Consider the following 14,686-nt stretch of genomic DNA (forward strand, 5'->3'; position numbering starts at 1 on the left):
GCCACGCCTCCCCCGTCTTCTTTCACCTCGGGGGATCCACCATGGCTCGTTTCAACCTGCGCGCGCTCAAGTCCACGCCCGCCTCGCCCACTTCGCCCGTGCGCTCGTCCCGCCGTGCCCGCACCCACGGGGGTGGAGCGGGCCACGAACGCGACCCCCGCTCCGAGCTGTTCCTGCTCGCCGTCGCCAACTTCGTGACGCAGCAGACCTTCTACGAGAGCGGCGGCTCCCGCGACGACCGCTTCGGCGCCCTCGTACGCCGGCTCGCGGTGGAGGATCCCGCGTGGACCGCGGGCCTGCTCGGCTGGCTCCGCGGGGACGCGAACATGCGGACCGCCTCGCTCGTCGGCGCCGCCGAGTACGTCAAGGCCCGGCTCGACGCGGGCGCCACCGACGGGCCGTCGAACCGCCAGGTCGTGGACTCCGTACTGCGGCGGGCGGACGAGCCCGGCGAGCTGCTGGCCTACTGGACGGAGACCTACGGGCGGAACGTGCCCAAGCCCGTAAAGCGCGGCATCGCCGATGCCGTACGCCGCCTCTACTCCGGCACCTCGCTGCTGAAGTACGACACCGCCTCCAAGGGCTACCGCTTCGGCGACGTCCTCAACCTCGTGCACGCCTCCCCCGACCCGGCCAAGCCCTGGCAGGGCGAGCTGTTCCGCTACGCCCTCGACCGCCGGCACAACCCGGAGACCGCGCAGGTCCCGGACGGCAACCGGACCCTGGCCGCGCACCGGGCGCTGATGGAGCTGCCGGTCTCCGAGCGGCGCGGGGTCGTCACCGCGCCGGACGGCGCCGAGCGCCTCGCCGAGGCGGGCATGACCTGGGAGGCGCTGGCCGGATGGCTTCAGGGACCGATGGACGCGGCCGCCTGGGAGGCGGTCATCCCGTCCATGGGGCCGATGGCGCTGCTGCGCAACCTGCGCAACTTCGACCACGCCGGGGTCTCGGACGAGGTGGCTGCGCGGGTCGCGGCGAAGGTCTCCGACCCGGAAGTCGTGGCCCGGTCCCGGCAGTTCCCCTTCCGCTACCTGGCCGCCTACCAGCACGCTCCCTCGCTGCGCTGGGCGTACCCGCTGGAGCGGGCCCTCGGCCACTCGCTGGCGAACGTACCGGCGCTGCCCGGGCGGACGCTGGTCCTCGTCGACCGTTCCGGGTCGATGTGGTCCCCGCTCTCGGAGCGCTCGCAGCTCAACCGGGCGGACGCGGCCGCCGTCTTCGGGGCGGCGCTGGCGCTCCGCGCGGACCACGGCGACCTGGTGCAGTTCGGCTCGGACAGCCACGTCGTCCCGTACACCCGGGGCGAGTCCGTGCTGAAGGTGCTGGAGCGGTTCGGGGACCTCGGCGGTACCTACACGGCCAAGGCCGTGAAGGAGCACTACCGGGGCCACGACCGGGTGCTGATCGTCACCGACGAGCAGACCACCGCCTCGTTCGGAGGCGATCCGACGGCCGCGGTCCCGGACACCGTCCCGGTGTACACGTGGAACCTGGCCGGCTACCGGGTCGGGCACGGGCCGTCGGGCTCGGGGCACCGGCACACCTTCGGCGGGCTCACCGACGCGGCCTTCCGCATGGTGTCCCTGATCGAGGGCGGCCGGAACGCCGACTGGCCCTGGATGCCGTAGGGGTCAGACCTTCTCGCGGACGTGCGTGCGCGAGGGCGGGGAGTCGAAGTCCGAATCGCTCCCCCGGTCGCCGAGCATGACACCGGCTATGACGAGCGCGATCATCAGGATGCTGATCACGATGCCTATCGCGCCCAGGATGATGCCGGCCAGTGCCATCGAACCGTTGTCGGCCTCGCCTCGCTGGGCCTTGCCGCGGCCCAGGACGCCGAAGATGACCGCCGGGACTCCGAACAGGAGGCCCAGGTAGCAGGTGATCACGCCGATGATGCCGAGGACGAGGGCGGTGATGCCGAAGCCGTTGCTCGGCTGGGCTCCGTACGGCGGGTATCCGGCGTATCCCGGGTAGCCCTGGTAGGCGGGCTGACCCGGGTATCCCGGCTGGCCGGGGTATCCGGGATAGCCCGCGTCGCCGGGGTATCCGTAGCCCGGCAGGGGCGGCGGCGTCGCCGGGCCGGGGTACCCGTAGGCGGCCGGGGCGGGCTCGGTGACCGGCGACGCGAGCGGCGACGCGAGCGGCACGGACGGGGTCGGCGTGGTGTCGCCCGGTATCCCCGCGAGCGTCGGCTGGTCGTGCACGGACGGCGGACCCGACACGCCGGGCTCCCCCGAGGTGCCCCGCTGCTTGCCCAGATCGACCACCGGCCGCTCCGGCGGCGCCCACGGGTCTCGCTGCTCGGGACTGTTCTCGGTCATGCGGCGCCCCCCTCTCGTACAGCCATGCTAAGCGCTGCCACCGACAGTCACCGTCGTGCCTACGATGAAGCCGACCTGCCCGTACGCACGTCCTCCCGGAGGCACCCTCATGACCGACCTGCACCCCTTCATCGCGGGGCTGCCCAAGGCGGAACTCCACGTCCACCACGTCGGCTCGGCATCGCCGCGCATCGTCGCCGAGCTCGCCTCCCGGCACCCCGACTCGAAGGTCCCCACCGACCCCGAAGCGCTCGCCGACTACTTCACCTTCACCGACTTCGCGCACTTCATCGAGGTCTACCTGTCGGTCGTCGACCTGGTCCGCACCCCCGACGACGTACGCACCCTGACCTTCGAGGTCGCCCGCGACATGGCCCGGCAGAACATCCGCTACGCCGAGCTGACCATCACCCCGTACTCCTCCACCCGCCGCGGCATCGACGAGCACGCCTTCATGGAGGCCATCGAGGACGCCCGCAAGGCCGCCGAGGCCGAACTGGGCGTCATCCTGCGCTGGTGCTTCGACATTCCCGGCGAGGCCGGCCTGGAGGCCGCGGCCGAGACCGCCCGCCTCGCCGTCGACCTGCGCCCCGAGGGCCTGGTCTCCTTCGGCCTCGGCGGCCCCGAGATCGGCGTGCCGCGCCCGCAGTTCAAGCCGTACTTCGACCGGGCCCGCGCGGCCGGCCTGCACAGCGTGCCGCACGCCGGCGAGACCACCGGTCCCGAGACGGTCTGGGACGCCATCCGCGAGCTGGGCGCCGAGCGCATCGGCCACGGCACCAGCTCCACCCAGGACCCCGAGCTCCTCGCCTACCTCGCCGAGCACCGCATCGCGCTGGAGGTCTGCCCGACCTCCAACATCGCCACCCGTGCCGTGACGGACCTCGACCGGCACCCGGTCAAGGAGATGGTGGCCGCGGGCGTGCTCGTCACCATCAACAGCGACGACCCGCCGATGTTCGGCTCCGACCTCAACAACGAGTACGCGGTGGCCGCCCGTCTGCTGGACCTCGACGAGCGCGGTCTGGCGCAGCTCGCCAAGAACGCGGTCGAGGCCTCCTTCCTGGACCCGGCGGGCAAGGCGAAGCTGACCGAGGAGATCGACACGTACACGGCCGAATGGCTCGCGCGCTGACCTTCCGCCGGTCCCTCCGGCCCTGAGAATGGGGCCATGCGCACCCTGACTGCCGTCGGCCACCGCGGCGATCCCTACCGTGTCCGTGAGAACACCCTCTTCTCGATCCGCTCCGCCTTCGCACGCGGCGCGGACGCGGTGGAGATCGACGTACGGCTGACCCGCGACGGGGTGCCGGTCCTCCTCCACGACGAGACGCTCCAGCGACTGTGGGGCCATGACGTGCGGCTCGACGCCGTCACGGCCCCACAGCTGAAGGAGTTGACGGAGGGTGGGGTTCCGACGCTGCGCGACGCCCTGATGGCGGCCGGGGCGGGCCGGGTGATGCTCGACCTGCCGGGCGCGAGCGCCGAGTCGGTGCGGACGGTCGTGGACCTGGTCCGCGAGTGCGGGGCGCGCGAGCGCGCGTACTACTGCGCGGGCCCGAACACCATGCTGGCGGTGCGCGCCGCCGATCCGGACGCGGAGATCGCGCTGACCTGGACCACGCTCTCGCCGCCGCGCCGGGTGCTGATCGACGCGGTTGCCCCGCGCTGGCTCAACTACCGCTTCGGGCTGGTGGACCGGGGGCTGACGGACGCGCTCCACCGGGACGGCCTGCTGGTGTCGGCCTGGACGGCGGACACGAGGCGGACGATGCGCGCACTGGTCGAGGCCGGGGTGGACTCGATCACGACGAACCGGGTGGACGCGCTGGCCGCCGTACGGGCCGAGCTCGGCCGGTGATACGCGAGCTGGGCGAACGCGTCCGCCGGGCGGATCCGGGCTGGCAGGACCTCGGGCTGACACTGCTGGTGCAAGTGGCGACGACCATTCCGTTCGTCGTGCCCCGCGACCCGCTGGACTCACCGGCCACCTGGCCGGCCTACCTGCTGACCACGCTGGGCAACGCGCCTCTGGTGTGGCGGCGGCGGGCGCCGGTCCTGGTGGTCCTCGGCATGATCGTGGTGGGCTCGCTCTACCGGGTGCTGGACGGTCCCGGACAGCCGCTGCCGTACGCCCCGCTGATCGGTGTCTACACGATCGCGCTGCTGTGCTCGGCGCGGGTGCGGCTCGTCATGGGTGTGCTCCTGGCCGTGGTGATCGTCGCCTCCGTCGCGCTCAACACCCAGACGGCCAGGGAGCTGTTGTTCTCGCTGTTCGTGTTCGCCGCGGCGTTCGTGCTGGGGCGGCTCCAGGCCACCCGGCAGGCGTACACGGCCGCGGTGGAGGACCGGGCGGCGCAGCTGGAGCGGGCGAACCGGATCGAGGCGGAGCAGGCGGCGGCGCGCGAACGGGCCAGGATCGCCCGGGAGATGCACGACATCCTCTCGCACGCCGTGAGCATCATGATCGTGCAGGCGGAGGCGGGTCCGGTGGCGGTGCGCCGGGCCCCGGCCCGGGCGGAGGCGGCCTTCGAGGCGATCGCCGAGACCGGGCGGGACGCGATGACGCAGCTGCGGACGATGCTGGGGGTGCTCCGCAGTCCTGCGGACGAGGTGGCTCCGCGTACTCCGCAGCCGGGGATCGGGGCGCTGCCCGCGCTCCTGGACCGGGTGCGGGGCGGTGGGCTGCGGGTGTCGTACGAGCGGACGGGAGAGGTCCGCGAGCTGCCGGCGGCCCTGGAGGCGACGGCGTACCGGGTGGTGCAGGAGGCACTGACGAACGTGGTGAAGCACGCCGGGGCCGTGGCGGTGGAGGTGCGGCTGGAGTACGGGCCGCGGGAGCTCGCGGTGACGGTGACGGACGACGGGCGGGGCCCGGGGCAGGCCTCGGGGGGACACGGACTGATCGGGATCCAGGAGCGGGCGACGGCGCACGGCGGGACGGCGCAGGCGGGTCCGGGGCCGGACGGCCGGGGGTTCTCGGTGCGGGTGGTGCTTGTAACCTCGCCGCTGGAGGTGGGAAGTTGACGATCCGTGTGGTGGTGGCCGACGACCAGGAGCTGGTGCGCAGCGGATTCGCGATGATCCTCGACGTCCAGGAGGACATCGAGGTCGTGGCGGAGGTCGGGGACGGCGCGGCGGCGGTGGAGGCGGTCCGCCGGCTGGCGCCGGACGTGGCGCTGCTGGACATCCGGATGCCAGTGCTGGACGGGATCGAGGCCTGCCGGGAGATCGCCGCGCAGGGTGCGTGCCGGACGGTGATGCTGACGACCTTCGACTCGGACGAGTACGTGTACGAGGCGCTGCACGCGGGGGCGAGCGGGTTCCTGCTCAAGGACGTGCGCCGGGACGACCTGGTGCACGCGGTACGGGTGGTGGCGGCGGGCGAGTCGCTGCTGGCGCCGTCGGTGGCACGGCGGCTGATCGAGGAGTACACGGCGGCGACGGCGCGCCCCTCCTCTACTCTTCCGGCGGACCGGCTGGATGTGCTGACGGCGCGGGAGCGGGAGACGCTGCTGCACCTGGGGCGGGGGCTGTCGAACGCGGAGATCGCGGCGGCGCTGGTGGTGAGCGAGCACACCGTGAAGTCGCATGTGGGGAACGTGCTGGCGAAGCTGGGGCTGCGGGACCGGATCCAGGCGGTGATCTGCGCGTACGAGACGGGGCTGATCGCGGCCGGGTCCGCTGGGGTATCTCCCTCTGAGGAGTGAGGGGCGGCGTGTCGCCTCCCTCTGGCCGGTGAGTTGTCGTACCGGCAAAGACCCCTCTCTGTGGTGATCCACGACTACTCCTCTGACCAGCAGCATTGAGGTCATCGGGGCACGCGGCCCCGAGGGTTCTCACAGGGGGAAGACATCATGAACGCCACGACGCGCACACTGATCGCCGCTGCTCTGGTCCTGGGCATCGCGTCCGGCCCGGCGGTCGCCGCCCACGCCGCACCCGCCGCCGCAGCGCCGGTCTCGGTGGGGGTCGCCCCGCCGGCCGTCTCCACGCCGCCCAACGCGGCGGCGCTGGAGAAGGCGATCGCCGGCCTCGGAGCGCAGCACAAGTACGCGACGGCCGCGCTGGTCCGGGTGGGCGGTAAGAGCGGCAGCTGGCAGGGCAGTTCCGGGGTCGCGGACATCCGCAGCGGGCGCGGGGCGATCGAGGAGGCCCGCTTCCGGGCCGGGTCGGTGACGAAGACCTTCACCGCGGCGGTGGTGCTCCAGCTGGCCTCCGAGGGCAGGCTGGATCTGGACCGGCCGGTGCAGGACTACCTCCCCGGACTGCTGCCCGGCTTCGCGCCGGTCAAGGTGCGGGAGTTGCTGAACTACACGAGCGGCCTGAAGTCGGCCGACGGCCCCGGGGACACCTTCGAGGACGAGTACGCGCACCGGTTCGACGTGGTCGACCCGCGGGCGCTGGTCTCCAATGCGGTGGCCAAGGGGCCCGAGTTCGACCCGGGCAGCAAGCAGCGCTACAGCAACATCCACTACACGGTGCTGGGCCTGCTGATCGAGAAGGTGACGGGCTCGACGTACGAGAAGGCCGTCGAGAACCGCATCATCAAGCCTCTGGGCCTGCGCCACACCTCCTTCCCGTCCCGGACCCAGAACCGCATATCGGGCCCGCACCACCACGGCTACCAGAGGGTGAAGCAGGCCGACGGGAGCAGCTCGCTGGTGGATGTCACCGAGTGGAACTCCTCGTCCAACTGGGCTGCCGGGGACCTGATATCGACCACGGCGGACCTGCAGCGCTTCACGATGGCGCTGTTCGGCGGCAGGGTCGTGCCGAAGGCACAACTGGGGGAGATGTTCACCGTGCCCGACGTGCTGGACGCCGAGAGCGGTGAGCACGCCGTACAGACGGCCGGGATGAAGGAGTTCGTCCTGCCGGACGGCACGGTGGCCTACGGCAAGACCGGTTCCCGGCACGGCTACAGCACGGTGATCGGCGGCACCCGCGACCTGTCCCGCACCCTCGTGTACTCGGTGAACTCCACGGACGCCAAGGGCCGGGACATGAACCCGGTGACCCTCGGCATCGTGGCGGCGGCCTTCGCCAAGTAGCGCGCGGGCCTCAGGCCGGCAGGGCCTCCAGCCGCTTGATCATGCGGCGGAGCACCAGCAGGGGGATCACGCCGAAGACTCCGAAGGACATGTCGATGACCGACCACCAGAAGGGGATGCCCCGGATCGGGCCGCAGATGAGGGCCAGGGGGATCACGCCGGCGCAGGCGATCATGCCGGCTTCGACGATCCAGATGTTGCGGACCGGATCGCGGTGGACCCCGTAGAAGAAGACGGCGACGACGAGGTGGGCGAAGGCGAGCCAGTCGGTGCCGTAGAGGAGGAAGGGGTAGTCCGCGTCGGCCCGGTCCAGTCCGTCGCCGACCCGCCGCAGCCAGACGTTGTCCACCAGGGCGTTGGCCCAGTGGAGTTCGCTGACCAGGGGGAAGGCGGTGAGCCCGCTGAGGACCAGGCAGACGATGAACAGGACCAGCCAGGCACGGATCCGCCGCTGAAGGGCGCTTCTCTCGCTCATGGGAGGAAGCCTATGCAGATTTCTGAACATGTTCAGCACAAATGCTGAACATGTTCAGTTCTGTGGCCGGACCGTGATCACAGTCCGACGATCGCGTTCCAGCGCTGTGCGAGGGACCGGCGTTCGGCGGAGGAGATGTCCCGGGCCACGACGAGCCGTTCGCGCATCGCGCCGTCCGGGAAGATCAGCGGATTCTCGGCGAGTTCGGCGGTCTCCTTGTCGCCGGAGGCGGCCAGGACTTCGCGGGCGGCCGGCACCGGGCAGACGTAGTTGACGGAGGCGGCGAGTTCCGCGGCCACCTCGGGGGCGTAGTAGTGGTCGATCAGGGCCTCGGCATTGGCCTTGTGGCGGGCGAGGTTGGGGACGAGCAGGCTCTCCGCCCAGAGTTCGGCTCCCTCCTCCGGGATCACGAACTCGATGTCCGGGTTGTCGGCCTGGAGCTGGATGGCGTCGCCGGAGTAGGCCTGGCAGGCCAGGACATCGCCCTTGCTCAGATCGGAGGTGTAGTCGTTGCCGGTGAAGCGGCGGACGTGCTTCTTGCGCACCAGCGCCTCGACCTGGTCGCACGTCCGGTGGAAGTCGGATTCGGTCCAGCGGGTGACGTCCACGCCGTTGCCCTGCATCAGCAGGGCGAAGGACTCGTCGAGGCCGGAGAAGAGGGTGACCTTGCCCGCCAGGTCCGGTCGCCACAGGTCGGCGACCGACTTGATCTCCCGGCCCAGGGCCTTGCGGTTGTAGGCGATGCCGGTGATTCCCGACTGCCAGGGGACGGTGTGCAGCCGGCCCTCGTCGAAGGCGGGGGAACGCAGCTGCGGGTCCAGGTACCGGGCCACGTTGGACTGCGCCGAGCGGTCCATCTTCTGGGCCCAGCCCAGGTGGACGAAGCGGGCGGCCATCCAGTCGCTGACGACCACCAGGTCGTGGCCCGTCTCCTGGTGGTTCATCAGGGCGGGGCTGATCTTGCCGAAGAACTCGTCGTTGTCGTTGATCTCCTCGGTGTACCGGACCTCGATGCCGGTGCGCTCCGAGAAGGCGTCCAGGGTCGGACGGCGCTCCTCGTCCGCCTCGTCGGTGTCGATGTACAGCGGCCAGTTGGAGAAGGCGACGCTGCGGTCCCGCCTGGAGCGGTCGGCGCCCTGACGCCGTTCCTCGGGGACGTAGGCGGCGGGCACCCCGCAGCCGGCGAGGGCGGCCAGGAGGCCCGTGGCACCGAGGCCGCGGAGCGCGGCGCGGCGGGAAAAGGCGAGTTCAGGCATGGCCTCAGCCTCGGGGAACGCGAAGAGGCGGGCAATAGACATGTTGTCTACTGCCCGCCCCTTCAAGGCTCTGCTGTGATCGATGCGACCGATCAGCCGTCGAGCGAGGTCATCACGTGCTTGATGCGCGTGTAGTCCTCGAAGCCGTAGGCGGAGAGGTCCTTGCCGTAGCCGGACTTCTTGAAGCCGCCGTGCGGCATCTCGGCGACGAGCGGGATGTGGGTGTTGATCCACACGCAGCCGAAGTCGAGGTTCTTGGACATCCGCATCGCGCGGCCGTGGTCCTTGGTCCACACCGAGGAGGCGAGGGCGAACTCGACGCCGTTCGCGTACTCCACGGCCTGGGACTCGCTGGAGAAGGACTGGACGGTGATGACGGGGCCGAAGACCTCGTTCTGGATGATCTCGTCGTCCTGCTTGAGGCCGGAGACGACGGTCGGGGCGTAGAAGTAGCCCTTGTCGCCGACCTGGTGGCCGCCCGCCTCGACCTTGGCGTGGGCGGGGAGGCGCTCGATGAAGCCCGCGACCTGCTTGAGCTGGTTCGGGTTGTTCAGCGGGCCGTACAGCACGTCCTCGTCGTCCGGCTGGCCGGTCTTGGTGTCGGCGGCGGCCTTGGCGAGCGCGGTCACGAACTCGTCGTGGATCGACTCGTGCACGAGCACACGGGTGGCGGCGGTGCAGTCCTGGCCCGCGTTGAAGTAGCCGGCGACCGCGATGTCCTCGACGGCCTTGGCGATGTCGGCGTCCTCGAAGACCACGACCGGGGCCTTGCCGCCGAGCTCCAGGTGGACGCGCTTGACGTCCTTCGAGGCGCTCTCGGCGACCTGCATGCCCGCGCGCACCGAGCCGGTGATGGAGGCCATCGCCGGGGTGGAGTGCTCGACCATCGCCTTGCCGGTCTCGCGGTCGCCGCAGACGACGTTGAAGACGCCCTTGGGCAGGATCGAGTCGATGATCTCCGCCATCAGGACGGTGGAGGCCGGGGTGGTGTCCGAGGGCTTGAGGACCACGGTGTTGCCCGCGGCGATCGCCGGGGCGAACTTCCACACGGCCATCATCATCGGGTAGTTCCAGGGCGCGACCTGGGCGCATACGCCGACCGGCTCACGGCGGATGATCGAGGTCATCCCCTCCATGTACTCGCCGGCCGAGCGGCCCTCGAGCAGCCGGGCGGCACCCGCGAAGAAGCGGATCTGGTCCACCATCGGCGGCAGCTCCTCGCTGGCCGTCAGGCCCAGCGGCTTGCCGGTGTTCTCGGACTCGGCGGCGACGAGCTCGTCCGCGCGCGCCTCGAAGGCGTCCGCGATCTTCAGCAGGGCCTTCTGGCGCTCCGAGGGCGTGGTGTCGCGCCAGCCCGGGAACGCGGCCGCGGCGGCGGCCATGGCGGCGTCGACATCGGCCTGGCCCGACAGCGGGGCGGTGGCGTACACCTCGCCGGTGGCGGGGTTGACCACCTCGGTGGTCCGCCCGTCAGCGGCGTCCTTGAACTCCCCGCCGATGTAGTTGCGCAGACGACGCAGTTCCGTGGTCACTCCAGCCACACTCCTGATCACATGTCCATCGATTGAGACTGCCACCCAAGCGTAGCCCCTCGGCGGACGCTTTCGACAGAGCCAGACACGGTGAACTACGAAATCAGTGAGATCCACGACGCCAAACAACGGATTTCATTGATTCCGTCTTGCGGAACAGACGACTCCTCGTGCACAGTGAGGTCGTGGTCAGTCGAAGCGCAGATTCCAGGAACAGACAACCGTCCCCTTCGGTCGATGCTGTGTCCCTGGCGATCATCGAGCAACTGCAGGAGGACGGTCGCCGTCCCTACGCAGCGATCGGCAAGGCCGTCGGCCTGTCCGAAGCGGCCGTACGCCAGCGCGTGCAGAAGCTGCTCGACCAGGGCGTCATGCAGATCGTCGCCGTCACCGACCCGCTCACCGTGGGCCTGCGACGCCAGGCAATGGTCGGCATCAACGTCGAGGGAGACCTCGACCCGGTCGCCGACGCACTCACCGCAATGGCGGAGTGCGAATACGTGGTGATGACCGCAGGATCGTTCGACCTGATGGTGGAGATCGTCTGTGAGGACGACGACCACCTGCTCGAGACGATCAACAAGAAGATCCGCACGCTCCCCGGCGTGCGATCAACCGAAAGCTTCGTTTACCTGAAGCTGAAGAAGCAGACCTACATGTGGGGAACTCGATAGCCCGTGAGCCAGGACCTCTCCAAAACCGCGTATGACCACCTGTGGATGCACTTCACCCGCATGTCGTCGTACGAGAACGCGCCCGTCCCCACCATCGTGCGTGGTGAGGGCACCTACATCTTCGACGACAAGGGCAAGCGCTACCTCGACGGTCTCGCCGGACTGTTCGTGGTCAACGCGGGCCACGGCCGCAAGGAGCTGGCCGAGGTCGCCTACAAGCAGGCCCAGGAACTCGCGTTCTTCCCCGTCTGGTCGTACGCGCACCCCAAGGCCGTGGAGCTCGCCGAGCGCCTCGCCGACTACGCCCCGGGCGACCTGAACAAGGTCTTCTTCACCACCGGTGGCGGCGAAGCGGTCGAGACCGCCTGGAAGCTGGCCAAGCAGTACTTCAAGCTGCAGGGCAAGCACACCAAGTACAAGGTCATCTCGCGTGCGGTCGCCTACCACGGCACCCCGCAGGGCGCCCTGTCCATCACCGGCCTGCCGGCCCTGAAGGCCCCCTTCGAGCCGCTCGTCCCCGGTACGCACAAGGTGCCGAACACCAACATCTACCGCGCCCCGATCTACGGCGACGACCCCGAGGCCTTCGGCCGCTGGTGCGCCGACCAGATCGAGCAGGAGATCCTGTTCGAGGGCGCCGACACCGTCGCCGCCGTCTTCCTGGAGCCGGTGCAGAACGCCGGTGGCTGCTTCCCGCCGCCGCCCGGGTACTTCCAGCGGGTCCGCGAGATCTGCGACGAGTACGACGTCCTGCTCGTCTCCGACGAGACGATCTGCGCGTTCGGCCGCCTCGGCACGATGTTCGCCTGTGACAAGTTCGGCTACGTCCCGGACATGATCACCTGCGCCAAGGGCATGACCTCGGGCTACTCCCCGATCGGTGCCTGCATCGTCTCGGACCGCATCGCCGAGCCGTTCTACAAGGGCGACAACACCTTCCTGCACGGCTACACCTTCGGCGGCCACCCGGTCTCCTCCGCGGTGGCGCTGGCCAACCTCGACATCTTCGACAAGGAAGGCCTCAACCAGCACGTGCTGGACAACGAGGGCGCCTTCTTCTCGACGCTGCAGAAGCTGCACGACCTGCCGATCGTCGGCGACGTCCGCGGCAACGGCTACTTCTACGGCATCGAGCTCGTCAAGGACAAGGTCACCAAGGAGTCCTTCACGGACGAGGAGACGGAGCGCGTGCTCTACGGCTTCCTCTCCAAGGCGCTCTTCGACAACGGTCTGTACTGCCGGGCCGACGACCGAGGCGACCCGGTCATCCAGCTGGCCCCGCCGCTGATCGCCGACCAGAGCACCTTCGACGAGATCGAAGGCATCCTGCGCTCGGTGCTCACCGAGGCGTGGACCAAGCTCTAAAGAGCCCCGGGACCAGGCTTTAAATCGTCCCATCCCACGGCCCGGAGCCTCCGTTCGAGTGAGAACGCGGGGGTCCGGGCCGTGTGCTGTCACCATCCAAGACGTTCATCTCTTTACATCTCAGTGCGGCGCCAGTGACTTCGACGGGCTCCGCTTCGTTCCCCCGGACGGAGGTGTACGCCATGGTGGCTCCACCGGACACTGCCCCGCCTGACAATGACGTTCTCTGGGCACGGTCCCTTCACTACTCCCACGGAGGTTCCCCCGGCCTGATCGGGATCTCCGTCGGAGTCCGCCAGGGCGAGATCCTGGCCCTCACCGGCCCCCGCGGGAGCGGCAAGACCACCCTGCTGCGCTGCCTGTCCGGGCGGCTCCTGCCCGAGCAGGGCGAGGTCTGGTTCAACAGCGTGCCCGTGCACAGGATGGGCGCCCTGGCCCGGGAACGGCTGCGCCGTGACCGGTTCGGCTGGATCGGCCCCGAGCCGCAGCTGCTCCCCGAGCTGAAGGTCTGGGAGAACGCCGCCCTGCCCCTGCTGCTCGCAGGCGCCTCCCACCGCGCCGCCAAGCACGCCGCCTGCGAATGGCTGGACCGCCTCGACATCGGCGCCTTCGCCCGCAAGCGCCCCTCCGCCCTCACCCGGGCCGAGTGCCAGCGGGTGGCCCTGGCCCGGGCCCTGGCCAACGAGCCCGCCGTGCTCTTCGCCGACGAGCCCACCGCTCCCCTGCACCGGACCGAGCGCGCCCTGCTGCTCCGTACGCTGACCACCGCGGCCCGCTCCCACGCGATCACCGTGCTGGTCGCCACCCACGACGAGGAGACCGTGGCCGTCGCCGACCGGCAGCTGGCCCTGCTCGACGGCCGCCCCGCCGCCGCCGCGAGCGCCCTCGCCGCCTCCGCCCCCGACACCACGGAGGGCCAGGCCGCGTGCTCGCTATCCGCCTAGCCCGCGGCTCCCGGCCGCTGGTCCAGCTGCGCCGGCTGCTCGTCGCCGCAGCCTCGGCCGGTACCGGGTTCCTGCTCCTGTACGTGCTCGCGGGGGCGGTGGCGCAGCCCGCCGGATCGTTCCCTCGCCTGCTGTGGGCCCTGGTCCCGCTCGCCTTCACCGTGCGGTTCGCCGCCGCCGTGGCCCGGACCGACCCGGCGGCCCGATCCCGGGACGGGCTGGACGCCGCCGGGCTGGGCCCCGTACGGCTCACCCTGGTCGCGGCGATCTCCACCGCCGTCGCGTGCGCCCTGGGCAGCGCCCTGGCCCTGGCCGCCTTCCTCCACCTGCGCGGCGACCTCACCGGGCTGCCCTTCGACGGCGCCGGGGCCCGGCTCCTCCACGCCGACCGGCCGCTGCCCGTGGCGGCCGCCCTCACCCTGTTGGCCCTGATCCCGCTGGCCGCCTCGGCCGCCACCGCCTGCACGCTGCGCCGGCGCACCGCGCCCGCCCCGCAGACCGGGCTGCCCTGGGGCATCGCACTGACCGCCTGCGGGCTCGCGGTGGAGGCCTACGCGGGACGCGGCGGCCCCGGCATGCTCGCCGGCTGGTCGCTCACCGCGATCGGCCTCGCCCTCGCCGGGCCGGGCGTGGCGTACGCCTGCGGGGCGCTGGTGCAGGCGGTCCGTCCGGGCGCGCTCCGGCTGCTGGCCGGCCGGGCCCTCCAGGAGGAGGCGCCCCGCCTCGGCCCGCCCCTCGGGGTGCTGTGCGCGGTCGGCGCGGGGGCCCTGACCGCGCTGACCCTGCGCGACCGGGGCGGGCCGCTCGTCCCGCTGGGTCCGCTGACCGGACCGGCCGCGGTCCTGGTGGCCCTGTGCGCCGCCGCGACCCTTCTCACATCCGCGGTGGAGGCCCGGCAGGTCCGTGCCGCCGGCCGTGAGGCGCTGCTCGGCATGGGCGCTCCGGCCAGGGTCCTGCGTACGGCGGCGGGTCTGGAGGCGACCGCGCTGGCGGCCGTGTGCGTACCGCTCAGCTGGGGTGTGGCGCAGCTGACGTCCCTGGCGCTGACCCGCTGACGCGGGC

General features: G+C 71.0%; 14 protein-coding genes. 10 read left to right on the plus strand and 4 right to left on the minus strand.

Annotated features, from left to right (window positions below):
* The first annotated feature begins 41 nt into the window (after positions 1-41).
* On the plus strand, positions 42-1,628 hold the full coding sequence (locus tag ACGFYU_RS27000; protein ID WP_393829908.1) for a TROVE domain-containing protein: 1,587 nt from the start codon (positions 42-44) through the stop codon (positions 1,626-1,628).
* A gap of 3 nt (positions 1,629-1,631) precedes the next feature.
* Here the strand turns inward: ACGFYU_RS27000 and ACGFYU_RS27005 are convergent, their stop codons facing one another.
* A complete protein-coding gene (locus ACGFYU_RS27005; protein ID WP_393829909.1) occupies positions 1,632-2,324 on the minus strand; it encodes a DUF4190 domain-containing protein in 693 nt (230 codons plus the stop codon).
* 109 nt (positions 2,325-2,433) lie between these two features.
* Between ACGFYU_RS27005 and ACGFYU_RS27010 the strand changes: the two genes are divergently transcribed.
* From ACGFYU_RS27010 to ACGFYU_RS27030, 5 genes are all read left to right on the plus strand, one after another.
* Entirely contained in the window at positions 2,434-3,459 is a 1,026-nt protein-coding gene (locus ACGFYU_RS27010) for an adenosine deaminase (RefSeq protein ID WP_393829910.1), read from the plus strand.
* 36 nt (positions 3,460-3,495) lie between these two features.
* Positions 3,496-4,185, plus strand: a complete 690-nt coding sequence (locus ACGFYU_RS27015; RefSeq protein ID WP_393829911.1) for a glycerophosphodiester phosphodiesterase — start codon at positions 3,496-3,498, stop codon at positions 4,183-4,185.
* Entirely contained in the window at positions 4,182-5,351 is a 1,170-nt protein-coding gene (locus ACGFYU_RS27020; protein ID WP_393829912.1) for a sensor histidine kinase, read from the plus strand. The genes ACGFYU_RS27015 and ACGFYU_RS27020 overlap by 4 nt, the downstream gene beginning before the upstream one ends.
* Positions 5,348-6,034, plus strand: a complete 687-nt coding sequence (locus tag ACGFYU_RS27025) for a response regulator (protein WP_393829913.1) — start codon at positions 5,348-5,350, stop codon at positions 6,032-6,034. The genes ACGFYU_RS27020 and ACGFYU_RS27025 overlap by 4 nt, the downstream gene beginning before the upstream one ends.
* A gap of 147 nt (positions 6,035-6,181) precedes the next feature.
* Positions 6,182-7,378 carry a serine hydrolase domain-containing protein gene (locus ACGFYU_RS27030; RefSeq protein WP_393829914.1) on the plus strand — a complete coding sequence of 399 codons (1,197 nt, stop codon included), beginning with the start codon at positions 6,182-6,184 and terminating at the stop codon, positions 7,376-7,378.
* A gap of 10 nt (positions 7,379-7,388) precedes the next feature.
* Here ACGFYU_RS27030 and ACGFYU_RS27035 read toward each other — a convergent pair whose 3' ends face one another.
* The 3 genes from ACGFYU_RS27035 to ACGFYU_RS27045 form a co-directional block, all read right to left on the minus strand.
* Positions 7,389-7,853 carry a hypothetical protein gene (locus ACGFYU_RS27035; RefSeq protein ID WP_393829915.1) on the minus strand — a complete coding sequence of 155 codons (465 nt, stop codon included), beginning with the start codon at positions 7,851-7,853 and terminating at the stop codon, positions 7,389-7,391.
* 77 nt (positions 7,854-7,930) lie between these two features.
* Complete coding sequence (locus ACGFYU_RS27040) at positions 7,931-9,109, minus strand: PotD/PotF family extracellular solute-binding protein (RefSeq protein ID WP_393829916.1); 1,179 nt, start codon at positions 9,107-9,109, stop codon at positions 7,931-7,933.
* 92 nt (positions 9,110-9,201) lie between these two features.
* Positions 9,202-10,641 (minus strand): gamma-aminobutyraldehyde dehydrogenase, encoded by a 1,440-nt coding sequence (locus ACGFYU_RS27045; protein WP_393829917.1) that lies wholly within the window; start codon positions 10,639-10,641, stop codon positions 9,202-9,204.
* 170 nt (positions 10,642-10,811) lie between these two features.
* On the opposite strand from ACGFYU_RS27045, the gene ACGFYU_RS27050 reads away from it, so the two are divergent.
* The 4 genes from ACGFYU_RS27050 to ACGFYU_RS27065 all read left to right on the plus strand — a co-directional run bounded on the left by ACGFYU_RS27050 (position 10,812) and on the right by ACGFYU_RS27065 (position 14,679).
* Positions 10,812-11,315, plus strand: coding sequence for an Lrp/AsnC family transcriptional regulator (locus tag ACGFYU_RS27050; RefSeq protein WP_031144106.1), 504 nt, complete (start codon positions 10,812-10,814; stop codon positions 11,313-11,315).
* A gap of 3 nt (positions 11,316-11,318) precedes the next feature.
* The gene (locus ACGFYU_RS27055) at positions 11,319-12,680 is read left to right on the plus strand and encodes an aspartate aminotransferase family protein (RefSeq protein ID WP_393829918.1); all 1,362 of its coding nucleotides are present in this window, start codon (positions 11,319-11,321) and stop codon (positions 12,678-12,680) included.
* A 173-nt stretch (positions 12,681-12,853) separates the two neighbouring features.
* On the plus strand, positions 12,854-13,624 hold the full coding sequence (locus ACGFYU_RS27060) for an ABC transporter ATP-binding protein (protein ID WP_393829984.1): 771 nt from the start codon (positions 12,854-12,856) through the stop codon (positions 13,622-13,624).
* Positions 13,606-14,679, plus strand: coding sequence for a hypothetical protein (locus tag ACGFYU_RS27065; protein ID WP_393829919.1), 1,074 nt, complete (start codon positions 13,606-13,608; stop codon positions 14,677-14,679). Before ACGFYU_RS27060 ends, ACGFYU_RS27065 begins: the two co-directional genes overlap by 19 nt.
* Positions 14,680-14,686 lie beyond the last annotated feature (7 nt).

The sequence above is a fragment of the Streptomyces sp. NPDC048337 genome, from assembly GCF_043201175.1.
In the GTDB taxonomy this organism is placed as follows: Bacteria; Actinomycetota; Actinomycetes; order Streptomycetales; family Streptomycetaceae; genus Streptomyces.